This is a genomic window from Novosphingobium sediminicola, assembly GCF_014196525.1.
Classification (GTDB): Bacteria; Pseudomonadota; Alphaproteobacteria; order Sphingomonadales; family Sphingomonadaceae; genus Novosphingobium; species Novosphingobium sediminicola.
The window spans coordinates 23,093-47,407 of the sequence record NZ_JACIDX010000013.1 but is presented as its reverse complement, the minus strand read 5'-3'; the positions used below and the strand labels follow the sequence as shown (position 1 = coordinate 47,407).

Below are 24,315 nucleotides of genomic sequence, written 5' to 3'. Positions count from 1 at the left end.
TAAACCACAGGGGCATTCGTTGACGGATCAGGTTGAGCAGGCGGAAAAGGGCGGTTTCAACCTGCCGGAAATCCGGGTGGCCTCGCTGGGCGCTTTGGTGGCGCTGGGGGCAGGGCTGCTGTGCGGGCTGGTGCTCTCGCGCTTTCCTGCGGCCTTGCCGGTGGTGCGGGTGATCGAGCCTTTGGGCACCTTGTGGCTCAAGGGTTTGCAGATGACGATTCTGCCGCTGGTGGTGGCGCTGTTGGTGCTGGGGCTGGTTCAGACAGCGGCGGCCGCGCGGGCAGGGGCCATGGCGCGGCGGGCGATCTTCTGGATTCTGGGCTTCTATCTGGTCAGCGGCGCGGTGGCGGTGGTGGTCATGCCGCTGTGGCTGGACATGTGGCCGATCCCCGGCGCAGCGGCGGGAGCCTTGGCGGGCAGCGCGGCGCAGAGTGCCGGGCCGGTGCCGGGCCTGTCGGAATTTCTGCTGGCGGTGCTGCCCTCCAATATCGCTTCGGCGGCGGCGGGGGGCGAGATGCTGCCGGTGGTGGTGTTCTTTGCCGTTTTCGCGCTGGCCATGGGCAAATTGCCCGAAGGGCCGCGCCGCCACATGATCGGTTTCTTTGAGGCGCTGGCGGGCATCATGATGGTGATGATCGGCTGGGTTTTGTCGATTGCGCCCATCGGTGTGTTCGCGCTGGCGCTGGGGCTGGCGGTGAAGACCGGGACGGCGGCGCTGGGCGCGCTGGCGCATTATGTCACGCTGGTGGCCGGGATCGGCGGCCTGGTGCTGCTTTCGGCGCCGGTGATCGCGGTGGTGGCGGGGCGGTTGGCGCTGGGGCAATATCTGCGCTCGATGCTGCCTGTCTCGGTGGTGGCGGCCTCCACGCAAAGCTCGCTGGCCAGCCTGCCCGCGATGCTTTCGGCCTGTTCGCGCCTCGGCATCCGTTCGTCGAGCGCGGAATTCAGTCTGCCTTTGTGCGTGGCTTTGTTCCGCGCGACGGGGCCGGCGATGAATCTGGCGGTGGTGATCTATGTCGCCCATCTGACCGGCACGCCGCTGGGCGTTTCGGCCATGCTGGCAGGGATCGCGGTGGCCGCGCTGACCGAGCTTGGCACGCCCTCGCTGCCCGGCTCGATCAGCTTTGTGCTGTCCATCGGCCCGGTGGCGATTGCCATGGGCGTGCCGGTGGGGCCGCTGGCGCTGTTGGTGGCGGTGGAAATGCTGCCCGATCTGATGCGGACGCTGGGCAATGTGTTCATGGATGTGGCCGTGACCAGCAGCGTGGACAGGGCCGGGTCTCAGGATTAATCCTTGGGCGTGATCCGGTCGAGTTCGGCCATCAGCGCGCGGCTGCTCTCGCTGGCATTGCCGCGCGTGGGAATACGGCCTTCCTCGATCATCGCGGTCAGTTGCGCGCGGCCACGACCCACCCGGCTCTTGATCGTGCCCACCGCGCATCCGCAGATCGCGGCGGCCTCTTCATAGGAAAAGCCACCCGCGCCCACCAGCAGCAGCGCCTCGCGCCTTTCGGCGGGCAATTCCATCAGCGCGCGCGACAGATCGGCCAGATGCAGCGGCGCCTCCTGCCCCGCGGGCGAGGTCAGGATGCGGTCGGCCACGGCCTCGTCATAATCGGCGCGAAAGCGGTTTCGCCGCATTTCGGTAAACCATGCATTGCGCAGGATCGTGAAGGTCCAGGCCCGGATCGAGGTGCCCGCCACAAAGCGGTCGCGCGCGGCCCATGCACGCAGCAACGTGTCCTGCACCAGATCGTCGGCCAGATCGGGCCGCCCGCAAAGCCCGCGCGCAAAGGCGCGCAGATGGGGCACGACCTGCGTCAGCTCGCGTTTGAAATCGGGCTGTTGGGTCTGGGACGCGCTCATTCGTCGTCGCGGTCGAGCCGGGACAGCAGGTCGGACAGGAAATCGGGCAGCGGTTCTTCGACTACCTGTTGATACATATCGCGCAGCGGCGCGGCCCATGGCGGCGCTTCGTCGCAGCCGCCATCTTTTTGATCGTGATCCCTGATTTCGGCCTCGATTTCGGGCGTCGCGCCGGTTTCGTCGGAAACGACCGCCTTGGCCAGATCTTCGCCCGAACCGGGTGATCGGGCAACAACATCGCCCGTTACATCAGCATTGCGTGGCTTTTGCTCGCGATTCACATCAACCTGCCCAATTTGAGCGCCCCGCCCAATTCGCCAATCTTACATAAACTAACTGGCACGGGAACGAAGCTTGCCCAGCTTGGTTCCCACGCGCAACCGTTTGTTGCATGATAGCGTTGCAAACTGGCACAATTGGCGGGGCAAGGGGCGGATTTTGGACCGAATCATCGCACATAAGGTTGGCACGCAAGGCTGGTATGAACGCATGCCGCGCGCGCTGCCGATAGCCGGTTTTGTGCTCGCGATGCTGGCCACTCTGCTCTACGCCTATACCACCGAACGCACCGAAAATCGCCAGCGCCGGCAACAGGCCCGCGCCGCAGCCAGTGTGGTGGGGGCCTCGCTGGGGCGGCGGGTCAATGCGCATACGGCCTATCTGCGCGCGACGGCGCTGTTGCTGGAAAAGCGCAATGATATGACGCAGGCCGCATTTATCGTCCTGTCGCAGGAATTGTCGGGCGACGATGAATATCGCGGTTCCGAGGGTATCAGTTGGGCCGAGGCGATCACGCCGGGCCAGATCCCCGCCTTTGAGGCCGCGCGCCGGGCGGAGGGGATGACGAATTTCACCGTCCACCCCGCCCCCGCGCCGGGCGCGCGGGTTTTGATGCCGGTCACCTATCTGGGCGATCCCACGCCGCGTCGCCGCCTGTCCTATGGCTTTGACATGTATTCCGAAATCCAGCGCCGCACCGCCATCGACCGGGCCGAGCATGAAAAGCGCCCCATCGCCACCGGCCCTATTCGGCTGGAAATGGATCGGGGGCGGCCCGCATGGCCCGGTTTTCTGATCTATATGCCGCTGTTCGATAAAGGGACGGGGCGGATACGCGGCGTTCTGGGCGCGCCTTTCAACGCTCAGGTCTTTTTGCAATCGGTGATCGAACTGGAGCCGGTGAATGATTTTGCCGTGTCGCTTTATGATGGCGCGGTGCGGCCCGATCGCCTGTTGGCACAGGTGGGACCGGCGGAAGGCTCGGACGGGCAGGTGCAGATGCCGGTGATGGTGGCGCATCGCCCGATGGTGCTGGTGGTCAGCCCGCCTGCGGCGCCCGGCCTGTCCAAGGTGGCGATTATCACGCTGGCGCTGGGTTCGGTGGTGGCCGGGCTGCTGGCGGGGATGGCATGGCTGGTCGCGCGGCAGGCTTCGGAGGATCGCGCCTCTTTGGCATGGCTGCGCGAACAGGCCTCGATCCGCGGTGTTTTGAGCCGCGAGCTGAACCACCGGGTGAAGAACACGCTGGCCAATGTGCTTTCGATCATCGCCCTGACGCGGCGACGAAATCGCGATCCGTCATCGCCTGCGCTCAATGAATTTGCCGACGCGCTGGAAGGGCGCATCAGGGCGCTTTCGGCCACGCATGATCTGCTGATCGCCAGCAATTGGGGCACGACCCCTTTGCGCGGTGTGATCGAGGCGGAACTGGCGCCTTATGCGCGGGGGGATACGGTGATGCTCGAAGGGCCGGATGTTGAACTGGCGCCCAATGATGCGCTCTCGTTGGGGCTGGCGATCCATGAACTGGCCACCAATGCCAGCAAATATGGCGCGCTGTCGGTCGAAGGGGCGTGCGTCTGTATTCGCTGGGCGCTCTATGGCGCAGACCGGGTGCGGGTCAATTGGGAGGAATGCCGTGGGCCGCCTGTGCCCGAACAGCGCCAGCGCGGCTTTGGCACAGAATTGATCGAGCGTATTCTGGCCCATGAACTGGGTGAGCGGTTCGAACTGGTCTTTGCCCGCGAGGGGGTGCGCTGCGAAATGCTGCTGCCCTTGCGTTCGCCCGCCATGTTCAAGATGCGGGCGAAACGTGGGGAAGGCGCCGATCAGCTCTGACGGAAGAACAAAGCCTGCGCCATGGCCGCCTGCACGGCATCCTCGCGGAAGGGCTTGGTGATCAGCCAGGTCGGCTCAGGCCCGTTGCCGGTCAGCAGTCTTTCGGGAAAAGCGGTGATGAAGATCACCGGCACATCGGCCACAGCCAGCAGATCGGCCACGGCATCCAGCCCGGACGATCCGTCGGCCAGTTGAATATCGGCCAGCACCAGCCCCGGCACGCCCTGCGCCACCAGTTTCTGCGCCTGCGTGCGCGTGGCGGCGGTGCCGAAAATGCTGTGGCCCATGCTGGTGACCAGCGTTTCAAGCTGCATCGCGATCAGCGGTTCATCCTCGATCACCAGCACGCTGGTCGCGCTGTCGCGGGCGATGTCGGCCACCGCGCCGCGCGCAAGATCGGCGGTTTCCTCGGGCGTCAGGCCAAGAATTTGCGCAGCCTGCGATGGGGTAAAATCCTCGATCGTGGTCAGCAGCAGCGCCTGACGGGCCAGCGGGGCGATCCGGCCCAGCCGCAGATCGGCGGGCGCGCGCGCAGGGGAAAGCGCTGGGGCGTCCTGAGCGATGAACAGATCGGAAAAGGCGCGATAGAGCGGCAGGCGCCCACCGCCCAGCCGCGCGCGCAATTCCGGCTCGGCCAGTGCGCTTTCCAGCAGGCGGCGCACCAGACCATCGCCCGTCTGCTGATCCCCGGTCAGCGCGCGCGCATAGCGCCGGAGAAAGGGCAAATGCGATGCGATTTCAGTTCCCAAAGGCATATTGACCCTCAACCAGCGGCAGGTGCCCGTCTTTTCCGATACATAGAGCGGATTGGACAGCCTTGCATCCTAGCAATTGCGATCATTTGCGCCATGACGAAAATAATTTTCAAAAATACGGGAACCAAATTTTGCGACGTGAGTTTTCCCTTTGTCACCGTTGCAGACCCCCCTCCCGTCCTAGCGCGGCGGTGGCGCGATCCCGTGAAGGCCCTTGCTCCCCCCAGAGCAAGGGCCTTCTAATTTATGGATGGGAAATCGCCTCCGCGATTGCCCTGTGGGTGGTAGGGCTGGGGGACAGGGTCGGTGCCGCAACCCCCAAAGACCGCTCACAGGTCCTTTTGATAGATCTGATATTCCTTGTTCACCGTCGAATGGATTTCGCGGGCAATGGAATTCATCCCCTGATTATCGTCCAGAATCCAGCCGATCTCGCCTCGGCTGGCGCCATAATTGGCCACCGAATTGCGGCGGATATATTCGATCATCATAAAGGCCAACTGGCTGGCCATGCGGCTCGATTGCAGCCGCTTGCGCACGCCCATCAAAGGCACGCGCATCGTGCGCACTTTCGGGCGCCAGATCCACAGCAACAGTCGAATCCAGCCCAGCGGTGAGGGCTTGGGCCCGATCTTTTTCAGGATCTCGTTCATATCGGGCAGGGTCATCATGAAGGCGACCGGTTCGCCGTCATATTCGGCAATCTGCACCAGATCGGATTTAACCAGCGGCTTCAGTTTCTTGCCCGTATAGGCCACTTCGCTGTCGGTAATGGGAACGAAACCCCAGTTGTCGCTCCACGCATCGTTGAGGATGTCGAGGATGATCGCGGCTTCCTTGTCGAATTCCTTCAGATTGACGCCGCGGATGTTGATGCGCGGGTTCTTCTCGCCCGATTTGACGATGCGCTGGATCAGCGGCGGAAATTCTTGCGTGATGTCCAGTTCATATGTGTTGAGCATCTTGGCAGGGGTGTAACCGGCCGCTTCGATCCAGGGCTGGAACTTGGCGTTCTGGTGGCCCATCATCACCGTTGGCGGATGATCGTGGCCCTTGACCAGCAGGCCCGGCTCTTCCCACACCGATAGATTCATCGGCGCCAGCACCCGATGCATGCCCTTCACCCGCAGCCAATCTTCGGCGCTGGCGATCAGGATATTGGCGATTTCCTGCGTCTCTGCCTCCAGCGCGCCCCAATTGCCGGTGCCCGGCCCCATGCCCTGTTCAACCGGCTGGCTGGTGGCCTGATGGTCGATGATCGCTGCGATGCGGCCCACGATCCGCCCGCCGCGCCGCGCCAGCAGCAATTGGCAATCGGCATGTTCATGGAACGGATTGCCGCCTGCGGTGACCTTCTCGATTTCCTCCATCCGCAATTGCGGCACGAAATTGGGATCGCCCGCATTGGCCACATAGACGTAATCCACCCATTGCGCGCGCTCGGCCTTGGTGTTGGCGGGCGTGATGGTGATGGCGGTCATCTGGCGGTTCTCCCTTGATCTGCGGTGCGATGTGTAGCGGGGCGTGCTGGGAATAAAAGAAAAATGCGAGGGCGGTCAGGCCCTCGCATCATCAACTTTGTATCAGGCGAGAATTTTCGCGCCGATGGATCAGGCCTCGGTGTCCATGCCCACCGCTTCGGCGGCATGGGCCAGGATCTGTTCCTCGGTGGGCGCTTCGGCCTGCGCGGCCAGTTTCTTGGCATTGACGATGGCGCGGCGGCGGGGATGGTCGCTGGCGATGCCGCCCGACAAGTCCTTCACCCAAGGGTATTTCTTCGCCACTTCCTCGGTATAGCCAAGGTTGAACACGGTGGGGCTGCGGCCAGGGCGGTCCTTCTTTTCATAATAGGTGCCCAGCACGTGATCCCAGAAATAATTGGTGATCCCGAAATTGCCGTCCTCGTCCACATAGTGGTGCTCATTGTGGCGCTGCTTCATGTGCTGCACCCACTTCCACTTCGGCTTGAAGGCCAGATGCTGGATGCAATGCATGAATTCATAATAGCAGGTGGTCAGGATGCCGATCGAGAAGGCGAGTGCCGCCCCGCCGATGCGATGTCCGTCCTCGGCGATCAGCGCGCCGACCGGGGCCGTGGCGATGAAGATCGTGGGCACGGTGGTGTGCAGCGCGCCGAACAGAACCTCCAGATGGTTGGGGTCCTGATGGTGGTCATAGTGGATGCGCTTCCACGTGCTGGCCAGCAGCTTGAACTTATAGGGCCACTGACCATGCAGGATATATTGGTGGAGCAGATGCCAGACCAGCGGATAGACCGCCGCGGCCGCAGCCACGATGGCCGCTGCGCGCCACAGGCCGGTAGGGTTCCACCCAAACACGACAAAGCCCGCCACGGCCAGCGCCAGATAGGCGATGATCGTGTAATGCTGGAAATAGGCGAACACCAGATCGCGCAAATTCATGCGGTCAAGATAGTGCGAACGCTTCCAGAAGGGCAGCTTGGCTTCGTCCAGTGCGGCGTTGTTGGTGGCCACGTGATCGGTTCCTCGAAAGTCTTGGCGCGTATTTAAAGGTCCGAGGCGGGCGGGGCAAGGGCCTCTGCCTTTATGGGAAGCAGGGCGCGCTCGTCTCTTGCGCGCCCTAGACCATGCAATTGGGGCATAAACGGGGCAAGGCAGGGGGTAGGGCGTTTTATGCCAACCGGTTTGACCGGCCTATTCCTCGGTACGCACCAATACGGTTTCGCCCACCAGCAGGAACAGGATGAACGGCGCCCATGCCGCCACCAGCGGCGGATAACCGCCAAAATTGCCGACCGCGAGGCTGAGATTGTCGACCACGAAATAGGTGAAACCCAGCGCCATGCCCAGAATCGCGCGGATGAACAATTGCCCTGAACGCGCCAGACCAAAGGCCGCCACCGAGCCGAGCAGCGGCATCAGCAGCGCCGACAAAGGCCCCGAGATCTTGTGCCACCATTTGCTTTCCAGATCCGAGGTCCGTCGCCCGCCCGCGCGCAGCGCCTGAATGGTCCGGTGCAACTGGAACAGGTTCATGCGGTCGGCGTCGGCCTGGGTGATGTCGATCTGGGCCGGGGTGATGCCCTTGGCCACCACCATCGGGCCGGGGCGGGTCAGCACCGCGCTGGCCACATCGAAGCTTTCGGGCTTGTCCAGCCGCCAGCCCGGCGCGGCATAGGTGGCCAGCGGCGCAATCACGCGGCGGGTGATCAACCCCTGAGGGTCGCGTTCATACCATGTCACCCCGTGCAGGCGGATCGCCTTGCCGCTGCCGTTCATCGTATCGGCGCCAAGGATATTGTACCCGTCGGCCAGATAGAGATTGGTGCGTTCGGCCGGTTCGTTAGGGATCTCGCCAAATTGCACATTCTGCCATGCCTTGAGATCGGCGGTGGCGCGGGTGACGACCATCTCGTTGAACATAAAGCTGACGCCCGAGACGACCAGCGCGGTGGCCAGCATCGGGGCGAGAATCTGATGCGCGGACAGGCCCGCCGCGCGCATCGCGATCACTTCGCTGTTCTGGTTGAGCGGAAAGAAGGTGAAAAGCGTGGCCAGCAGCACCGAATAGGGCAGGAAGCGCGCCACCAGTTGCGGCGCGCGCAGCGTGACATAATGCCAGATCTGTGCCTGACCATTGCCGGGATGGGCCAGAATATTGCCGCTCTCCGAGAGCAGGTCCAGCACCTGCAGCACCAGCACCAGCATCACCAGCACGCCCAGAATGCGCGTGATGAACAGGCGCGACAAATAGAGCGTGAGCGTGCGCGAGGGGAACAGGTCCATCATGCGTCGGCCTCGCTCTTGCGGGCGCCCTTTTGCGCCGCGGTGCGGTCCAGCAGGCGCGTGATCGCCTTGCCCAGCGTGGCGGCAAAGCGTTCGAGCGCGCCGATTGGCTGTCCGCCCGGCACATAGGCCAGCGTGTAATACATCCACGCAATCATTCCGGCAAAGACCGCAAAGGGCACCCACAGCGCCAGCGCCGGATCGATCCGGCCCAGTTCGGCCACCGATTGCCCATATTCATTGACCTTGTGATAGGCCACAACCATCACAATCGAGACGAACACCCCCAGTGAGGAGGATGAACGCTTGGGCGGCACCGCCAGCGCGACCGCCAGCAAGGGCAGCATCAGGATCATCACCACTTCGACCAGACGATAGTTGAGGCTGGCCTTGACCACAGTTTTGTCATGCTCGCTGCTGCCCTTGTCCCAGCCGATCTTCAGCAATTCAGGCAGCACATATTCGCGCTCGCGCCCGCCGCGTTTGCGGAATTTTTCCAAGGCGGGCAGGTCGATGGGCAGGTCATGCGTGCTGAAGCTGAGCACGCGGGGGTTCAATCCCTTGGGGCTCTGCACGATCTGACCGTCGGTCAGGCGCAGGATCACCGTATCGAGATTTTCCTGAAGCGCGAGGAAGCGGCCCCGGCGTGCGCTGATCGAGAGGACCTCGCCATTGGCCTCGGTGACGCGCGCGAAAATGCCGACCAGCTCATGGCCATCCTCGCGGCTCTGCTCGATGCGCAGGCTCATCCGGTCTTTCAGCGTGTTGAATTCGCCCACCTTGATCGAGGCGCCCAGCGCCCCGGTGCGCAGTTCGAAATCAAGCTGTTCATAATAATAGCGCGCCATCGGCTGGACATAGCCGACGATGATCAGATTGATCGCCGCCATCAGCAGCGCGATCATGAAAGGCACGCGCAGAAGCCGCGTATAGCTGAGCCCCACCGCGCGCATCACGTCCAGCTCGCTCGACATGGCCAGTTTGCGGAAGGCCAGCAAAATGCCCAGCATCAGCCCGAGCGGAATCGCCAGACTGGCATATTCGGGCAGCAGATTGGCCAGCATCTTGAACACCACGCTGACCGGTCCGCCCTCTGTGGAGACGAATTCGAACAGGCGCAGCATCTTGTCCACCAGCAGCAGCGAGGCCGCGATGATGAACACCGCCAGCATCGGCATCAGCACCAGTCGGAAGATATAGCGGTCGGCGGCGGTAAAGAATTTCATGCGTGCCCCGCGACGGCGGCCTGGCGATAGAGGGTCGGGCGGGATGTCACGCGATGGGGGCTCTCTTCACACAGCGGGCCGGGCGCGCCAATGCAAAGGCGCACCGCAACCCGAGTTTCGCGGTTCAGTTAAGCGGGGGAACGGCCCGGCGCAAGGGGGCGCGAGGTCGCCTGTCGCAAATCGGCTGCGAGGTGTGGCCTCAGGCCTTTTCCAGCGTGCATTGCAGCGGATGCTGGTTCTGCCTTGCGCAATCCATCACCTGATTCACCTTCGTCTCGGCGATTTCATAGGGAAAAATGCCGCAGACCCCCACGCCGCGCTGATGCACATGCAGCATCACACGGGTGGCCTGTTCCAGATCCATGTTGAAGAAACGCTTGAGCACCATGACGACGAATTCCATCGGTGTATAATCGTCATTCAGCATCAAGACTTTGAACTGGCTAGGCTTTTTAGGTCGCGCGCGGGTGCGCGTGGCAAGGCCGATCTGTCCCTGACCGCCGCGATCATCATCCTCACCGGCAAAGATGGGGCGCGCATCGGCGGCATGATGGGGATGTGCGGCATCCATGCATGGGGCCGCCAAGCCACATGTGGCCGAGATAGGGGAACGGGAGAGAATCATCCGGCCCAAATACCGCGAATCATGGGGGCAGGACAAGCGCTTCTATGCGCGAGCCTGTCGCATATTCGGTCAAAACCATAACCGAGGTTCACAAAGTTGGCGCATTATCGCGCATCATGCAAACGGAAAGTCGGCCCGAACAGGCGGCAAAAAGCCCGGCAATCCGGTGAGAGGGCGGAAAAGCCGGGCTTTGCAGGCAAGGGCGGCACAGGGCCGCCCCGCATTAATGGATCAGGCGGCAGCCTTGATCTTTTCGACCGCCAGCGTCACGCGGGTCGAGATCGGCTGAGCCGCTTCGTTGGCCAGCTTGACCAGCGCTTCGGAATGCTTCGAAGCGGCGGCGACGGCGTCGTCGAAGTGCTTCTTGGCCAGATCGTTCTGCAGCTTGAGGAAGTCGGTCGGGCTCTTGGCAGCGGCCAGTTCCTTGACTTCGGCGGTCAGCGTTTCAAAGCCGGCGCGGCCTTCCGACACATAGGCCGAGGTCAGTTCCTGCAGGCCGGCAGCCAGGATCTTGCTCGATTCGACCAGAGCTTCGACGTTGCCCTTGGCGAATTCGCTGTAATCGCCAAACACCGAATTGCCCTTTTCATAGGCGGTCTTGGCCTTTTCCTGGAAGTCGGCAAAAGCGGTCTGGAAGGGGGCAGCGAAATCGAAGCTGGGGAACGTGGACATGGCAAACTCCTTGGCGAAGATATTGGGCCAGCGCGGCGGCTGTGCGGCGGTTTCGGTCGGCAACGGGGCTTGGGCGCTCACCTCCACGGTGGGGGCTTCAACCTCGGGAACAGAGGTGGGGGATACGGTTTCGGGCTTGGCCGCAACCTTGCGCGGGGCAGGCTTGCGGACGGGCTTGGCCACCGGTTCTTCGGCGACGATGGGCGCAACCGGCGCCTCGATCTTGGCCTCGGTCTCGACAGCAGGTGTTTCTTCGAAGGGAGCTTCGACAGCGACCGTTTCGGCGACCGGCTCGGGAGCGGCCTCGACAGGCGCTTCCTCGGCAACGGGTGCTTCTTCAACCGGCGCGGCTTGTTCGGCCACCGGCGTCACTTCGATCTCGGGCTCAACGGCTGCGACTTCGATGGCAGGCGATGCCTCAGCAGGGGCCTCAACAGCGGTTTCCGGAGTGATCGACGACGCGGCGGGCTTGGCAATGGGTGCGCGCGTGGTACGAAAGGTAGCCTTGGTAGTGGGCTTCTTGCTCATTGGACCTGCTTCCCGTTCAACCGACTGTTGAATTGGTGCATAATCCCAGTGCGTCCGATGTGATCGGGCCTGCCGAGATCCTCACCTTTGTTGCGATGCACAATGATGATTCGGCGCCTCGGAGTCAAGCGCTTTTTGTGCGCCGCAGCATATGATTACCCCGTATCGGAGACGATTTCGCCCAAGCTTGATGAAAATCAAACAAATAAGGCGTTTTCGTAATAGATTTGCGGCGCGAAAAGCTCATCAGGCTCGCGGGTGAAAATCCAGCATTTCGCACTTGCAGCATAAAGGGGGCTCGCAGGCCCTCTATCGCGCCCTTACGTAATCGCCCGGCGCATCGGCCAGAACCTTGTCGCCGCGCCCGCCCGGAATGCGCTTGCCCTTGGCAGCCACCTGTTCGGGCGCCTGCTCCTGCAGCCAGCCCAGCCAGTGATTCCACCAACTGCCCGGCGTTTCCTTCGCCTGTGCGACAAAGGCGGCCAGATTTTCGGCCTGCTCATCATTGGTCCAGAACTGATACTTCTTGGCCGCAGGCGGATTGACCACGCCCGCAATATGCCCCGACCCGGCGAGAACGAACACATGTGGGCTGTTCTTCAACTGCCCGCTCAGACGCCACACGCTCTCGGGCGGCGCGATATGATCCTCGCGCCCGGCCTGAATATAGGCGGGCGTGGTGATGCGCGACAGATCGATGGGCGTGCCGCAACCGCTCAGCGCATCGGGCTGAACCAGCAGATTGTCGCGATAGAGGTCGCGCAGATAGGATTGATGCCAGCCAGCGGGCAGATTCGTGCTGTCGCCATTCCAGAACAGCAGGTCGAAGGCCGAATAATCCTCGCCCAGCAGGTAATTGCGCGTCACATAGCTCCAGATCAGATCCTGCGAACGCAGCAGGTTGAAGGTTGCCGCCAGATAGCGCCCGTCGATCACCCCGTTCTGCGCCAGCGCGCCGATCGCGGCCAGTTGCTGATCGTCGATAAAGGTCTTGAGCTCGCCCGCCTTTTCAAAATCGACCTGCGCGGTGAAAAAGGTCGCGCTGGCCACCTTCTCGGCCTCGCCCCGCCGCGCCAGCACCGCCAGCGTGGCCGCCAGCGTCGTGCCCGCCACGCAATAGCCGATAGTGTGCACCGAGGGCACTTTCAGCCGCTCGCGCACCACGTCGATGGCCTCGATCTGGGCGCCGATATAATCGTCCCATGTCACCGCGCCCCAATCCATGTCGGGGTCATTCGGATCGGCCGATTTCCAGCTCACCAGAAACACGGTGATCCCCTGATCCACCGCCCATTTGACGAAGCTCTTCTTCGCATTGAGGTCGAGGATGTAAAACCGGTTGATCCACGGCGGAAAAATCAGCAACGGCGTGGCCATCACCTGTTCGGTGCTGGGCGAATATTGGATCAATTCGTAAAACGGGGTGCGATGCACGACCTTGCCGGGCGTGGCGGCGATATTCTCGCCCACCTTGAAGGCGTCCCGGTTGGTATGGCTCAACTGCCCGCGCTTCACATCCTCAAGCAGATGCTCCAGTCCCTTGACCAGACTTTCGCCGCGCGTCTCGATCGCCTTTTCCATCACCAGCGGATTGGTCAGCGCGAAATGGTCCGGGCTGAGCGCCTCGATCATCGTGCGCGTATAGAAGCGCAACTGCTCCTTGCGCGGTTCGTCCAGCCCTTCGACCGAATCGGCCATCGCCGTGATCTGTTCGGCCATCAACAGATAGGTCTGATGCACCAGCGCGAAATAAGGCGTCTCGCGCCATGCCGCATCGGCAAATCGGCGGTCACTGCGGGGCAGGGCGGCGGTCTGCGCCTCGCCCTTGCCGGTATGCAGCCCCCATTGCGCCAGCACGCCCTCCCACAGCTTCATCCCATCGGAGAGCAGCTTTTGCTGGGTTTCTGGCCGCACCAGCGGGATCTGTCGACCCCATTGCGCCAGCATCTCGTTCATCGCGGGCGAGAGCGAGGCGAGGCCGTTCAACTCGGCCTTGAACAGATCGCCTGAGAGCAGGCCCGACATCGCCTTGCCCGCCTGCTGGGTCTGGAATTCCATCCATTTGGCCTGCATCCGCCCGGCCACATCGGCCCAATGCGCGGCGTCCTCGCCATTGCCTATCGGGCCATCCCCGGCCAATCCGGCATCCATCATCGCGCCAGCCTGTTCCAGTACATCGGGAAGCGCGGTCTTGGGATTAAGCCATTGATCCATCGTCTGACTGGCCACCTCGAACGGGAGCATCATCAAGCTCGACAGCGGATCGAGGGAGGGGGCCTTGGTGCCGGCGCCTTCGATGCCATCGGTTGTGGTGCTCATGCGCTTGTTCTCCCGGTCGCCTCAATTCCGGCCCAGCATGATACGACTGTGCGCCTGCGGCAAGCATTTGATGCGCCAGCATGGCGTAAAATTGATGACGGTCTTTTCCTGATTTTGCGAGCGCGCCGGGGCCGCTTGCAAATTTTTTGCATCCCGCTCTCGCGTTTCGGGGCAAAAAGGCGCATGGGAGCGGCCTCCCCCGCCGTGGTGGCGCCGCTTGGGCGCCCGCACTTCGCCATGGTGGCGTATGTGTCGATGCGTGTTCGTGGGGAAAAATACAGGAAAGGTCCGATGTCCGAAGAATTCTACCGCATGAAGCGACTGCCGCCCTATGTCATCGCCGAAGTCAATGCGATGCGGGCCGCAGCACGAGCTAGCGGGCAGGACATCATCGACCTTGGCATGGGCAACCCCGATCTGCCCCCGCCGCCCCATGTCATCGAAAAACTGTGCGAAGTGGCGCAAAAGCCCAGCGCGCATGGCTATTCGGCGTCCAAAGGCATCCCCGGCATCCGCAAGGCGCAGGCCAATTATTATGGCCGCCGGTTTAACGTGGATCTCGATCCCGAAACCGAAGTGGTGATGACGATGGGGTCTAAGGAAGGGCTGGCCAGCCTGGCTACCGCGATCACGGCGCCCGGCGATGTCGTGCTGGCGCCTAATCCGTCCTATCCGATCCACACGTTCGGCTTCATTATCGCGGGCGCGACGATCCGCTCGGTGCCCACGACGCCGGATGAGCGTTATTGGGATTCGCTGGACCGCGCGATGAAATATTCGGTGCCGCGTCCCTCGGTGCTGATCGTCAATTATCCCAGCAACCCCACCGCCGAAACGGTCGATCTGGCGTTCTATGAGCGGCTGGTGGCCTGGGCCAAGGAAAACAAGGTGTGGATCCTGTCCGACCTTGCCTATTCCGAGCTGTATTTTGACGGGAACCCGACGCGCTCGATCCTCGAAGTGCCCGGCGCCAAGGATGTTGCGGTGGAATTCACCAGCATGTCCAAGACCTTCAGCATGGCCGGCTGGCGCGTAGGCTTTGCGGTTGGAAACAAGCAGTTGATCGCGGCGCTGACGCGGGTGAAATCCTATTTGGATTACGGCGCGTTCACCCCGATTCAGGCGGCGGCCTGTGCGGCGCTCAACGGCCCGCAGGATATCGTTGAACAGAACCGACTGCTTTATCAAAAGCGCCGCGATGTGATGGTGGAAAGCTTTGGCCGCGCCGGTTGGGATATTCCCAGCCCCAAGGCCAGCATGTTCGCATGGGCGCCTTTGCCGCCTGCGCTGGCGCATCTTGGGTCTTTGGAATTTTCCAAGCAATTGCTGACTCATGCCGAAGTCGCCGTGGCGCCGGGCGTGGGCTATGGCGAGGATGGCGAAGGCTATGTCCGCATCGCCATGGTCGAAAACGAACAGCGCCTGCGTCAGGCCGCGCGCAACGTAAAGCGCTATCTGACCAGCATGGGGGTTAATGTTCCCCCGGGCAAAACGGGCTGAAATTTTTAAGATTTTGGAATTAACATGACGCCCGGTGCAGAGATGCGCCGGGCGTTTTGGTTTAATGTTTTCTTTGTCATGCGCGCCCCAAATGCGCCGCCTATGCCTAAATGAGCGTTAACTTTTTGGCATTACCAATGGCTCAGCTATTATGCCCACTGTCCCCGATGATGAATTGTTTTTCTGTTTGGGGGATACGCGGTGCGGTGTTTTCACTGGCTGGCCGGACGTTCGATTTTCGGGGACGTCGATCTGCGGATCTCTGGGTGGCGCATGCAGTCGGACGATATCAATTCGCCCGAAGCCATTCGTGCACTGACGCCTGACACTCCGATTCTGATTGATCATGAAACGGTGGATGCCGGTGTATGGCGCTGGCTCAATGGCGCGCGCGGCGTGCGGTTGCGGCGCTGGGCGCTGGTGATCGGCATGAGCGACGGGCAGGAGCGCGCGCGCCTGTTGCGGCGCGGTTTTGGCGATATTTGCGATTTGACCATCGGCCTGCCCGAATTGCATGCGCGCGCCTTGCGCATCACACAGCAGGCCGAAGCGCTGGTGCGCTGGCGTCAGCATGGGCCGCTGCGGCTCGATCTGATCGAGCGTGACGCCTTTGTGGGCGACAAGTCGGTGGGACTGCATCCGCGCGAATTTGCGGTCCTTTGGCGGCTTATGGATTCGCCGGGCGAAACGGTGGGCAAGCGCGAATTGCTGCGTGATGTGTGGAACCTGTCCTTTGTGCCGGAAACCAACAGCGTGGCAGTTCATACGAGTCGTTTGCGTTCGAAACTGGCCGTGGCGGGCTTGCCGGGCTGGATTCAGACGGCGCCGGGGGGTGGTTATCAACTGGTTGGACGTGCTGAAATGGACTTGATGAATACAGAAAATATCCAGATAGGTGTATAATTGGCGATTGAAGCCAATTTGGATTTCAATTATATTTAATATATCCAAATAGGAATTTCAGACAATTCTGGCCTTGCCGATCCGGCCATTCCAGCCCATATCGGACGTGCCTTTCAGGCATCCTCTCCCAAACTTCCACGACCCGGCTTTGGCCGGGTCTTTTTTTGCCCGCTGAACGGGTGGCCTATCCATTTTGGTTATATGGTGTAAAAACGCCCCGCAAACCCTTGGGCGCGAGGCGTTGAAAAGCAATCTTGGAAAAAGCGCCTATGCCCCGACCTGGTGCATCCAGTCGGCCAGATTGTAATAGACGCCAACCCGCGCGATCAGCCCATCGCGAAAGCTGAAAAACGCGCCCGCCGGCAGGACGTAACTCTGCCCCTTCGCCTCGGGCAGCCCTTCGTCCGTGGCGAGATATTGCCCATGCACGGTAAATTCGGCCGCCCCGCGCTCGCCCTGATCATCGGCCATCAGCACGATATCTTCCAGCCTTTCGCGATAGCAGCGATCCATATGGGCGAGGAACTGGCGGAAAGCCTCTTTGCCGATCTGTCGCGCGCCCTGATTGATGTCATGGGCAACATCCTCGGTCAGGCAGGCAAGCATCGCTTCATTATCGCCCGCATTGAACGCGGCATAATAACGCCCCAGCAGGGCCAGCGCTTCATTCTGGTTCATCTCAGGCCTTTGCCGTTACAATGCCCACCGCCGCGCGGGCGATTTCGGACAATTGCGCGCGATCGGCCGCCGCGATTCCGGCCTTCATGCGTGGGTCCCAGAAGTCGATGATATGCTGGGCGGTCTCGCGGATCGCCACCTCTTGCCCTTGGGCGGCAAGGTTGGCGGCGATCTGGTTGGCCATTTTGATCAGATGATCGGTCGTATTCATTCGGCTGCCTCGATCCTGCGCGCCTGCTGGGCCTGCGCTTCATAGTCGCGCTGCCACGCGGTCGGCCCGTTCGAGGGCATGACTTGCACCGCCGTCACCTTATATTCCGGGCAATTGGTGGCCCAGTCGCTGTTCTCGGTGGTCACCACATTGGCCTGCGTATCGGGGTGGTGGAAGGTGGTGTAAACCACGCCCGGCGCCACGCGATCGGTCACCAGCGCGCGCAGGGTCGTCTCACCCGCCCGGCTTGCCAGCTTCACCCAATCGCCACTGGACAAGCCCCGGTTTTCCGCATCGGTCGGGTGGATTTCCAGCACATCCTCGGCATGCCACACGGAATTGGCGGTCCGCCGCGTCTGCGCGCCCACATTGTATTGGCTGAGGATCCGCCCCGTTGTCAGCAGCAGCGGATAGCGAGGCCCGGTACGCTCATCGGTGGGGATATATTCGGTGACGACGAACTTACCCTTGCCGCGCACAAAGCCATCGACATGCATGATCGGGCTGCCATCGGGATGCGCCTCATTCACCGGCCATTGCAGCGAGCCTTCGGCATCCAGCCGTGCATGCGACACCCCGGTAAACGAAGGCGTCAGGCGGGCGATCTCATCCATGATCTGGCCTGCATCGCTGTAATCCCAATCCAGATCCATCGCGCGGGCCAGCAATTGCGTGACCTGCCAGTCCTCATAACCGTTCGCCGGATCCATCACCCGGCGCACCATCTGGATGCGCCGCTCGGCATTGGTGAAGGTACCGGTCTTCTCAAGGAAAGTGCTGCCCGGCAGGAAGACATGGGCGTAATTGGCGGTTTCGTTGAGGAAAAGGTCATGCACGATCACGCAGTCCATCGCCGCAAGCCCTGCGGCAACGTGATGCGTATTGGGGTCGGATTGCAGGATATCCTCACCCTGAATATAGATCGCGCGGAAGCTGCCATCGACCGCCGCATCCAGCATATTGGGAATGCGCAGACCCGGTTCCGCATCCAGCGCCACGCCCCATTCCGCCTCGAACTGCGCCCGCGTGTCGCCATCGGAAATATGGCGATAACCGGTCAATTCATGCGGGAACGAGCCCATGTCGCAGGCGCCCTGCACATTGTTCTGCCCGCGCAGAGGGTTCACCCCCACGCCGCGCCGACCGACATTACCCGTCGCCATCGCCAGATTGGCAATCGCCATGACGGTGGAGGAACCCTGCGAATGTTCGGTCACGCCGAGGCCGTAATAAATCGCGCCATTGCCCCGGGTGGCAAACAACCGTGCCGCCGCCCGCAATTCCTCCGCCGGAACCCGCGTTACCGGCTCCAGCGTCTCAGGCGAATGGCGAGCATCGGACACAAATCGCGCCCAATCCTGATACTCATCCCAATCGCAACGCTCGCGGACAAAAGCCTCATCGGCCAGCCCTTCGGTCACGATCACATGGGCAAGCGCCGTCAACACCGCGACATTGGTGCCCGGTTGCAGCGCCAGATGATGCGCGGCCTCGATATGCGGGCTGCGCACCATGTCGATCCGGCGCGGGTCGATGACGATCAGTTTCGCCCCTTGGCGCAACCGCTTCTTCATGCGCGAGGCGAACACCGGATGCCCATCGGTGGGGTTTGCACCGATGATGAGGATGACGTCTGAATCCTCGACGCTGTCAAAATCCTGCGTCCCCGCGCTGGTGCCGAAGGTGGTCTTCAACCCATAGCCGGTGGGCGAATGGCACACCCGCGCGCAAGTATCGACATTGTTCGAGCCAAACCCTCCGCGCACCAGCTTCTGGACAAGGAAGGCTTCTTCATTGGTGCAGCGGCTCGACGTGATCCCGCCCAAGGCTCGCGCGCCATATTGCGCCTTGATCGCCTTCAAGCGGTTGGCGGTAAAGCTGATCGCCTCCTCCCACGACACCTCGCGCCAGGGCTGGGTGATCGCCTCGCGGATCATCGGCTTGGTGATCCGGTCGGCATGGTTGGCATAGCCCCAGGCAAAGCGGCCCTTGACGCAGCTATGCCCGCGATTGGCCTTGCCATCCTTCCACGGCACCATGCGCACCAGTTGATCGCCGCGCATTTCCGCGCGGAAGGTGCAGCCCACGCCGCAATAGGCGCAGGTCGTCACCACGGCGCGTTCGGGCTTGCCGATCTCGGCCACCGACTTCTCGTTCAGCGCCGCCGTCGGGCAGGCCTGAACGCAGGCCCCGCAGGAGACGCATTCGCTCGACAGGAAATCGTCAGCCTTCGCCCCCGCCGAAACGCCCGAATCAAACCCGCGTCCCTCAATGGTCAGCGCAAAGGTGCCCTGCACCTCTTCGCAAGCCCGGACGCAGCGCGAGCAGACGATGCACTTGCTGGCATCGAACGCGAAATAGGGGTTGGACAGGTCCGGCGCCTGACCCAGATGGTTCTCGCCCGCATAGCCATAGCGCACATCGCGCAGGCCGACCTGCGCGGCGGTATCCTGAAGCTCGCAATCATTGTTCGCGCTGCAGGTCAGGCAGTCGAGCGGGTGGTCGGAGATGTAAAGCTCCATCACCCCGCGCCGGATCTTCTCCAGACGCGGCGTCTGGGTCTTCACCACCATCCCCGCCGCCACCGGCGTGGTGCAGGACGCGGGCAGGCCCCGCGCGCCCTCGATCTCGACCAGACACATGCGGCACGAACCAAACGCCTCGACGTTATCTGTGGCGCAGAGTTTGGGGATCGCCCCGCCAATCTCGGCGGCGGCGCGCATCACGCTGGTGCCCGCCGGAACGGTGACGGCGCGCCCATCAATGGTCAGGGTTACCGGAGCGCCATCACGCGCCGGGGTGCCGAAATCGGGCTGAATTTCATAGGCCATGGATTGCCTCCTCGCATTGGGCGAGATCGTCGGGGGAATTGATATTGGCGGGCGGGCGATGCAGCGTGACGCCCCTAGCGCCGGTCGCCTCGACCAGCGCGCGCAGCGAATGTTTGCCGTCACCGCGCAGGATCGCCTCGACCGCATCGGCGGCATGGGCGGGCCACAGGCCGATCACGGGCTGGCTCTCGACATAGGCGGGCGAGGGGAAGAGTTGACCCAGCAGGCGGTCATCCAGCCCCACCGCATCGACAGAGACGCACAGCACATCGGTAAAGCCATTGTCGCGCGCATGGCGCAGCGCGGCGGCCAATCCGCCCAGCGGCCCCATGCCCGGCGCGGGCCAGTCGGGGATGCAGGGGGCGGGGCTCTCCTCGCGGCCGACCACCACCACCGCGCTGCATTGGCGGGCCAGCAAGGCCACCGCGCGCGCGATCAGCGTCTGACCGTCTAGCACGGCCAGCGCCTTGTCGCTGCCAAAGCGGGTGGAGAGGCCGCCGGCAAGAACCGCACCCAGAATCATGTGAAATCCTCCGGCCAGTGCTTCAGCGCTGACAACACCGGATAGGGCGTGAACCCGCCCAGAGCGCAGAGCGAGCCGAATTTCATCGTATCGCACAGCTCTTCCAACAGAGCGATATCCTGATCGGCGGTGCGGGCCACTTTGGGCGCATTGTGCATCTGGGGCAGAGCGCCTACGGGATCGAGCACCTCGGCCCCGGCGCGTATGCGGTCGAGGAGTTCAACCCCGCGCGTGGAGCCGATCCGGCATGGCGTACATTTGCCGCAGCTTTCCACCGCGCAGAATTCCATGGCGAAACGGGCGAGGCGGCCCATGTCGGCGCTGTCGTCCACCACCACCACGCCGCCATGGCCGATCAAGGCATCGGCTCTGGCATAGGCTTCATAATCAAACGGCAGATCGAATTGCGTCGGGGGAATATAGGCGCCCAAAGGTCCGCCCACCTGCACCGCCTTGACCGGGCGGCCCGAGGCCGTGCCGCCGCCGACGGTATAGACCAGATCGTGCAGCGAAATGCCAAAGGCTGTTTCATACAGCCCGCCATGCTTGATATTGCCCGCCAATTGGATCGGCTTGGTGCCAAGGCTGCGGTCCACGCCCAGCGCGGCATATTCCGCCGCCCCGCCTTCGGACAGGATATGCGGGATGGCCGCGATGGTCAGCACATTGTTGACCACCGTGGGACAGCCGAACAGACCTTCGAGCGCGGGCAGAGGCGGTTTGGCGCGCACCACGCCGCGCTTGCCCTCGATGGAATTGAGCAGCGAGGTTTCCTCGCCGCAGACATAGGCGCCCGCGCCTTCGCGGACTTCCATGTGGAGCGGGGCGATGATGGCGGCGGCAAGGTCAATGGCGGCGCGCAGCTTGGCGATCGCATGGGGATATTCGCTGCGGGTGTAGATATAGGCTGTCTGCGCGCCGACGGCATGGGCGCAGATCGCCAGACCCTCGATAAGTTGGAAGGGATCGCCCTCCATCAGCATCCGGTCGGCAAAGGTGCCGGAATCGCCCTCATCGGCGTTGCAGACGACATATTTGCGCCCGCCCGGCGCCTTGGCCACGGTGTTCCACTTGATCCCCGCCGGAAAGCCCGCCCCGCCGCGACCGCGCAGGCCGGATTGGGTAACCTCGGCAATCACCGCCTCGCCGGACATGGATTGCGCGCGGCGCAGGCCGGACCAGCCGCCGGTCGCCTCATAATCCTCAAGGCTCAGGGGCCGCGTCCGCCCGGCGCGGGCGAAGGTCAGGCGCTGCTGGGGCTTGATGAAGGGGTGTTCGGCAATCGGGCCGATGTTCAGCGCGCTGGTACCATCAAGGATGGCGGGCACATCATCGATCGTGGCGGGGCCATAGCCGATGCCGTCAATCTCAACCAAGGGTTCGAGCCAGTGCATACCCCAGCTCGACACGCGCTCGACCGTGGCGCCCGCCGCCGCAAAGGCAGAGGCCAGAGCATCAGCCCCCAGCGCGAGGGCGAGCGAATCATCGGAAATGCGGACGATCATCATGCCGCCTCCACCAGCCGCACCAGCGAGGCCGCATCGAGCCGCGCATGGAGCGTATCCCCGATCCTTGCCGCAGGGCCGACGCTGCACAGGCCAAGGCAATAAACGGGCGAGATCCGCACCCGGTTCCCGGCGGCGGCCTCTGCAGCCCCCACCAGCGCCTCAACCCCGCGCGCCTGACAGGCCTCGGCCCGGCAGAGCTGAACGCAGGGGCGCGGGTCGGCTTCCTCGGTGAAGTCGTGGTAAAAGCTCACCACCCCATGCACCTCGGCACGGGACAGGTTGAGCGCCTGCGCGATGGCCTGCTGTGTGTCGGCCGACACACAGCCAAAGGCCCGCTGCACATCGTGCAATATCGGCAACAGCGGCCCTTCGGTCCCGGCATGCCGGGCGAGGATCTCTTGCAGGCGCTCGTTACTCATTATGCCTTTTCCGTCAGATCGACAAAGGCGCAGATCTTGTTGCCATCAAGGTCGCGCAGATAGGCGCCGTAAAGGTTGCGGCCCGGCATCGGGCGCGGTCCGGGCGCGCCTTCGCAGGAGCCGCCATTGGCAAGGCCCGCCGCGTGCCATGCCTCGACCATGTCGGTGCTGGTTGCGGCAAAGCCGATGGTGCCGCCATTGGCATAGCTGACCGGTTCGCCATTGGCGGGCAGGGTGAAGCCAAAGGCCCCGCCATTATGCTGATAGAAAGCGCCCTTGCCGGTGTCGAAACCGGGGGTGCCGCCCAGCGCGCCGAAGAGCGCATCGTAAAAGACCTTGCTCTTTGCCGGATCGCTGCAGCCGACCATGATATGGGTAAACATCATTCTTTCTCCCGATTTAGAACACGACGACCGAGCGGATCGACTTGCCTTCGTGCATGAGGTCAAAGGCGGTGTTGATCTCTTCAAGGCCCATGACATGGGTGATCATGGGGTCGATCTCGATCTTGCCCTGCATGTACATGTCGACGATCTTGGGCACATCTGTGCGCCCCTTGGCCCCGCCAAAGGCCGTGCCGCGCCAGTTGCGCCCCGTCACGAGCTGGAACGGACGCGTGCTGATTTCCTTGCCCGCCTCGGCCACGCCGATGATGATGCTGGTGCCCCAGCCGCGATGGCAGGCTTCAAGGGCGGTGCGCATCACCTCGGTGTTGCCGGTGGCGTCAAAGGTGTAATCTGCGCCGCCATCGGTCATCACCACGATGGCCGCCACGATTTCCTCGCGGCTCATGCTCTTGGTGTTCAGGAAGTCGGTCATGCCGAAACGGCGGCCCCATTCCTCACGGTCGGGGTTAAGGTCGACGCCGATGATCTTGTTGGCGCCGGCCAGACGCGCACCCTGAATGACGTTAAGGCCGATGCCGCCGAGGCCGAACACCACCACATTGTCGCCCACCTGCACCTTGGCGGTGTTGACCACCGCGCCCACGCCCGTGGTCACGCCGCAGCCGATGTAGCAGGCCGACTGGAATGGCGCGTCGCTGCGGATTTTGGCCAGCGCGATTTCGGGAAGGACGGTGAAGTTCGAGAAGGTCGAGCAGCCCATGTAATGGAAGATCGGCTGACCTTTGTACGAAAAGCGGGTCGTGCCGTCGGGCATCAGGCCCTTGCCCTGCGTTGCGCGGATCGCGGTGCACAGGTTGGTCTTGCCCGAGAGGCAGCTTTTGCACTGGCGGCATTCGGGGGTGTAGAGCGGGATCACATGGTCGCCGGGGACAAGGCTGGTGACGCCCGCGCCTACTTCGCGCACGATGCCTGCGCCTTCATGGCCCAGAATGCTGGGGAAGATACCTTCCGAATCAAAACCATCGAGCGTGTAGGCGTCGGTATGGCAAATGCCCGTTGCCATGATCTCCACCAGAACCTCACCGGCCTTGGGGCCTTCGAGATCGACTTCCACGATTTCGAGCGGAGTTTTGGGCGCAAAAGCAACGGCGGCGCGGGTCTTCATCTGTATGCTCTCCTGAATAGGCCGATGAGTCCCCGACCATTTTGTTTGCTTTACATACAAACCGGACGGGGGCGGCGTCAACGCCCCAATGGCATCAAGGCGATGGAAAGATAATTGTGGTCCCGCAAAGGGCCAATGGCAAGGAGGCAATCTCCGGCGCGGAGTGGTCAGTGTTGTTCCGAAACCGCGATCATAAATTTGCAAGAATCGCTGTTGCCAAGCGCCTCGACCTCGTCTAGTGGCAGCGCCTCACCGCATGGATGGCCCGATGGCGGAGTGGTGACGTAGCGGACTGCAAATCCGTGCACGCCGGTTCGATTCCGGCTCGGGCCTCCAATTTTGCCTCTCAGGACG

Annotated in this window: 22 protein-coding genes and 1 tRNA gene; 5 read left to right on the top strand and 18 right to left on the bottom strand. The window is 62.6% G+C overall.

Annotated features, from left to right (window positions below):
* Window positions 1–19: 19 nt before the first annotated feature.
* A complete protein-coding gene (locus tag GGR38_RS16265) occupies window positions 20–1,291 on the top strand; it encodes a dicarboxylate/amino acid:cation symporter (RefSeq protein ID WP_246404792.1) in 1,272 nt (423 codons plus the stop codon).
* On the opposite strand, the gene GGR38_RS16260 is transcribed toward GGR38_RS16265, so the two are convergent.
* On the bottom strand, window positions 1,288–1,866 hold the full coding sequence (locus GGR38_RS16260; protein ID WP_183627224.1) for a sigma-70 family RNA polymerase sigma factor: 579 nt from the start codon (window positions 1,864–1,866) through the stop codon (window positions 1,288–1,290). The two genes, GGR38_RS16265 and GGR38_RS16260, sit on opposite strands and share 4 nt — an antisense overlap.
* Window positions 1,863–2,147, bottom strand: coding sequence for a NepR family anti-sigma factor (locus tag GGR38_RS24565; protein WP_343059139.1), 285 nt, complete (start codon window positions 2,145–2,147; stop codon window positions 1,863–1,865). Before GGR38_RS24565 ends, GGR38_RS16260 begins: the two co-directional genes overlap by 4 nt.
* Before the next feature lie 157 nt (window positions 2,148–2,304).
* Between GGR38_RS24565 and GGR38_RS24455 the strand changes: the two genes are divergently transcribed.
* A complete protein-coding gene (locus tag GGR38_RS24455) occupies window positions 2,305–3,984 on the top strand; it encodes a CHASE domain-containing protein (protein ID WP_183627223.1) in 1,680 nt (559 codons plus the stop codon).
* On the opposite strand, the gene GGR38_RS16245 is transcribed toward GGR38_RS24455, so the two are convergent.
* The 8 genes from GGR38_RS16245 to GGR38_RS16210 all read right to left on the bottom strand — a co-directional run bounded on the left by GGR38_RS16245 (window position 3,975) and on the right by GGR38_RS16210 (window position 13,711).
* Window positions 3,975–4,739 (bottom strand): response regulator, encoded by a 765-nt coding sequence (locus tag GGR38_RS16245; protein WP_183627222.1) that lies wholly within the window; start codon window positions 4,737–4,739, stop codon window positions 3,975–3,977. The genes GGR38_RS24455 and GGR38_RS16245 overlap by 10 nt on opposite strands.
* Before the next feature lie 329 nt (window positions 4,740–5,068).
* Window positions 5,069–6,220 (bottom strand): N-acetyltransferase, encoded by a 1,152-nt coding sequence (locus GGR38_RS16240; protein ID WP_183627221.1) that lies wholly within the window; start codon window positions 6,218–6,220, stop codon window positions 5,069–5,071.
* A gap of 129 nt (window positions 6,221–6,349) precedes the next feature.
* The gene (locus GGR38_RS16235; RefSeq protein WP_343059137.1) at window positions 6,350–7,234 is read right to left on the bottom strand and encodes a sterol desaturase family protein; all 885 of its coding nucleotides are present in this window, start codon (window positions 7,232–7,234) and stop codon (window positions 6,350–6,352) included.
* A 180-nt stretch (window positions 7,235–7,414) separates the two neighbouring features.
* On the bottom strand, window positions 7,415–8,509 hold the full coding sequence (gene lptG / locus GGR38_RS16230; RefSeq protein ID WP_183627220.1) for an LPS export ABC transporter permease LptG: 1,095 nt from the start codon (window positions 8,507–8,509) through the stop codon (window positions 7,415–7,417).
* Window positions 8,506–9,732 carry an LPS export ABC transporter permease LptF gene (gene lptF / locus GGR38_RS16225; protein ID WP_183627219.1) on the bottom strand — a complete coding sequence of 409 codons (1,227 nt, stop codon included), beginning with the start codon at window positions 9,730–9,732 and terminating at the stop codon, window positions 8,506–8,508. Before lptF ends, lptG begins: the two co-directional genes overlap by 4 nt.
* Before the next feature lie 199 nt (window positions 9,733–9,931).
* On the bottom strand, window positions 9,932–10,303 hold the full coding sequence (gene clpS, locus GGR38_RS16220) for an ATP-dependent Clp protease adapter ClpS (RefSeq protein WP_216650793.1): 372 nt from the start codon (window positions 10,301–10,303) through the stop codon (window positions 9,932–9,934).
* 285 nt (window positions 10,304–10,588) lie between these two features.
* Window positions 10,589–11,557, bottom strand: a complete 969-nt coding sequence (locus GGR38_RS16215; protein WP_183627218.1) for a phasin family protein — start codon at window positions 11,555–11,557, stop codon at window positions 10,589–10,591.
* Between the two features lie 309 nt (window positions 11,558–11,866).
* Window positions 11,867–13,711: a PHA/PHB synthase family protein gene (locus tag GGR38_RS16210; protein WP_246404810.1), complete on the bottom strand. Its 1,845-nt coding sequence runs from the start codon at window positions 13,709–13,711 to the stop codon at window positions 11,867–11,869.
* Window positions 13,712–14,167: 456 nt separating this feature from the next.
* Here GGR38_RS16210 and GGR38_RS16205 point away from each other — a divergent pair, with 456 nt between their 5' ends.
* A complete protein-coding gene (locus tag GGR38_RS16205) occupies window positions 14,168–15,376 on the top strand; it encodes an LL-diaminopimelate aminotransferase (protein WP_183627217.1) in 1,209 nt (402 codons plus the stop codon).
* A 273-nt stretch (window positions 15,377–15,649) separates the two neighbouring features.
* Complete coding sequence (locus tag GGR38_RS16200) at window positions 15,650–16,279, top strand: winged helix-turn-helix domain-containing protein (RefSeq protein ID WP_246404790.1); 630 nt, start codon at window positions 15,650–15,652, stop codon at window positions 16,277–16,279.
* 267 nt (window positions 16,280–16,546) lie between these two features.
* Here GGR38_RS16200 and GGR38_RS16195 read toward each other — a convergent pair whose 3' ends face one another.
* The 8 genes from GGR38_RS16195 to GGR38_RS16160 are packed head-to-tail and all read right to left on the bottom strand — an operon-like array spanning window position 16,547 to window position 23,961.
* A complete protein-coding gene (locus GGR38_RS16195) occupies window positions 16,547–16,957 on the bottom strand; it encodes a ketosteroid isomerase-related protein (RefSeq protein ID WP_183627216.1) in 411 nt (136 codons plus the stop codon).
* A 1-nt stretch (window position 16,958) separates the two neighbouring features.
* Window positions 16,959–17,168 (bottom strand): formate dehydrogenase subunit delta, encoded by a 210-nt coding sequence (locus tag GGR38_RS16190; protein ID WP_246404787.1) that lies wholly within the window; start codon window positions 17,166–17,168, stop codon window positions 16,959–16,961.
* Complete coding sequence (gene fdhF, locus GGR38_RS16185; protein WP_183627215.1) at window positions 17,165–19,999, bottom strand: formate dehydrogenase subunit alpha; 2,835 nt, start codon at window positions 19,997–19,999, stop codon at window positions 17,165–17,167. Before fdhF ends, GGR38_RS16190 begins: the two co-directional genes overlap by 4 nt.
* On the bottom strand, window positions 19,989–20,522 hold the full coding sequence (gene mobA, locus GGR38_RS16180) for a molybdenum cofactor guanylyltransferase (protein ID WP_183627214.1): 534 nt from the start codon (window positions 20,520–20,522) through the stop codon (window positions 19,989–19,991). The genes fdhF and mobA overlap by 11 nt, the downstream gene beginning before the upstream one ends.
* Window positions 20,519–22,030: an NADH-ubiquinone oxidoreductase-F iron-sulfur binding region domain-containing protein gene (locus tag GGR38_RS16175; RefSeq protein WP_183627213.1), complete on the bottom strand. Its 1,512-nt coding sequence runs from the start codon at window positions 22,028–22,030 to the stop codon at window positions 20,519–20,521. Before GGR38_RS16175 ends, mobA begins: the two co-directional genes overlap by 4 nt.
* Window positions 22,027–22,449, bottom strand: coding sequence for an NAD(P)H-dependent oxidoreductase subunit E (locus tag GGR38_RS16170; RefSeq protein ID WP_183627212.1), 423 nt, complete (start codon window positions 22,447–22,449; stop codon window positions 22,027–22,029). The genes GGR38_RS16175 and GGR38_RS16170 overlap by 4 nt, the downstream gene beginning before the upstream one ends.
* Entirely contained in the window at window positions 22,449–22,835 is a 387-nt protein-coding gene (locus GGR38_RS16165) for a VOC family protein (RefSeq protein WP_343059133.1), read from the bottom strand. Before GGR38_RS16165 ends, GGR38_RS16170 begins: the two co-directional genes overlap by 1 nt.
* A gap of 13 nt (window positions 22,836–22,848) precedes the next feature.
* Complete coding sequence (locus tag GGR38_RS16160; protein WP_183627211.1) at window positions 22,849–23,961, bottom strand: S-(hydroxymethyl)glutathione dehydrogenase/class III alcohol dehydrogenase; 1,113 nt, start codon at window positions 23,959–23,961, stop codon at window positions 22,849–22,851.
* A 262-nt stretch (window positions 23,962–24,223) separates the two neighbouring features.
* Here GGR38_RS16160 and GGR38_RS16155 point away from each other — a divergent pair.
* Window positions 24,224–24,297 (top strand) — tRNA-Cys (locus GGR38_RS16155).
* The last annotated feature ends 18 nt before the right edge of the window (window positions 24,298–24,315 follow it).

What these genes read in the sequence shown, in the direction of transcription:
- GGR38_RS16260 (WP_183627224.1), bottom strand. Translation starts at nt 1,866, where the DNA reads ATGAGCGCGTCCCAGACCCAACAGCCCGATTTCAAACGCGAGCTGACG.
- GGR38_RS16245 (WP_183627222.1), bottom strand. Translation starts at nt 4,739, where the DNA reads ATGCCTTTGGGAACTGAAATCGCATCGCATTTGCCCTTTCTCCGGCGC.
- GGR38_RS16240 (WP_183627221.1), bottom strand. Translation starts at nt 6,220, where the DNA reads ATGACCGCCATCACCATCACGCCCGCCAACACCAAGGCCGAGCGCGCG.
- lptG (WP_183627220.1), bottom strand. Translation starts at nt 8,509, where the DNA reads ATGATGGACCTGTTCCCCTCGCGCACGCTCACGCTCTATTTGTCGCGC.
- lptF (WP_183627219.1), bottom strand. Translation starts at nt 9,732, where the DNA reads ATGAAATTCTTTACCGCCGCCGACCGCTATATCTTCCGACTGGTGCTG.
- clpS (WP_216650793.1), bottom strand. Translation starts at nt 10,303, where the DNA reads ATGGATGCCGCACATCCCCATCATGCCGCCGATGCGCGCCCCATCTTT.
- GGR38_RS16215 (WP_183627218.1), bottom strand. Translation starts at nt 11,557, where the DNA reads ATGAGCAAGAAGCCCACTACCAAGGCTACCTTTCGTACCACGCGCGCA.
- GGR38_RS16210 (WP_246404810.1), bottom strand. Translation starts at nt 13,711, where the DNA reads ATGATGGATGCCGGATTGGCCGGGGATGGCCCGATAGGCAATGGCGAG.
- GGR38_RS16205 (WP_183627217.1), top strand. Translation starts at nt 14,168, where the DNA reads ATGTCCGAAGAATTCTACCGCATGAAGCGACTGCCGCCCTATGTCATC.
- GGR38_RS16200 (WP_246404790.1), top strand. Translation starts at nt 15,650, where the DNA reads ATGCAGTCGGACGATATCAATTCGCCCGAAGCCATTCGTGCACTGACG.
- GGR38_RS16195 (WP_183627216.1), bottom strand. Translation starts at nt 16,957, where the DNA reads ATGAACCAGAATGAAGCGCTGGCCCTGCTGGGGCGTTATTATGCCGCG.
- GGR38_RS16190 (WP_246404787.1), bottom strand. Translation starts at nt 17,168, where the DNA reads ATGAATACGACCGATCATCTGATCAAAATGGCCAACCAGATCGCCGCC.
- fdhF (WP_183627215.1), bottom strand. Translation starts at nt 19,999, where the DNA reads ATGGCCTATGAAATTCAGCCCGATTTCGGCACCCCGGCGCGTGATGGC.
- mobA (WP_183627214.1), bottom strand. Translation starts at nt 20,522, where the DNA reads ATGATTCTGGGTGCGGTTCTTGCCGGCGGCCTCTCCACCCGCTTTGGC.
- GGR38_RS16175 (WP_183627213.1), bottom strand. Translation starts at nt 22,030, where the DNA reads ATGATGATCGTCCGCATTTCCGATGATTCGCTCGCCCTCGCGCTGGGG.
- GGR38_RS16170 (WP_183627212.1), bottom strand. Translation starts at nt 22,449, where the DNA reads ATGAGTAACGAGCGCCTGCAAGAGATCCTCGCCCGGCATGCCGGGACC.
- GGR38_RS16165 (WP_343059133.1), bottom strand. Translation starts at nt 22,835, where the DNA reads ATGATGTTTACCCATATCATGGTCGGCTGCAGCGATCCGGCAAAGAGC.
- GGR38_RS16160 (WP_183627211.1), bottom strand. Translation starts at nt 23,961, where the DNA reads ATGAAGACCCGCGCCGCCGTTGCTTTTGCGCCCAAAACTCCGCTCGAA.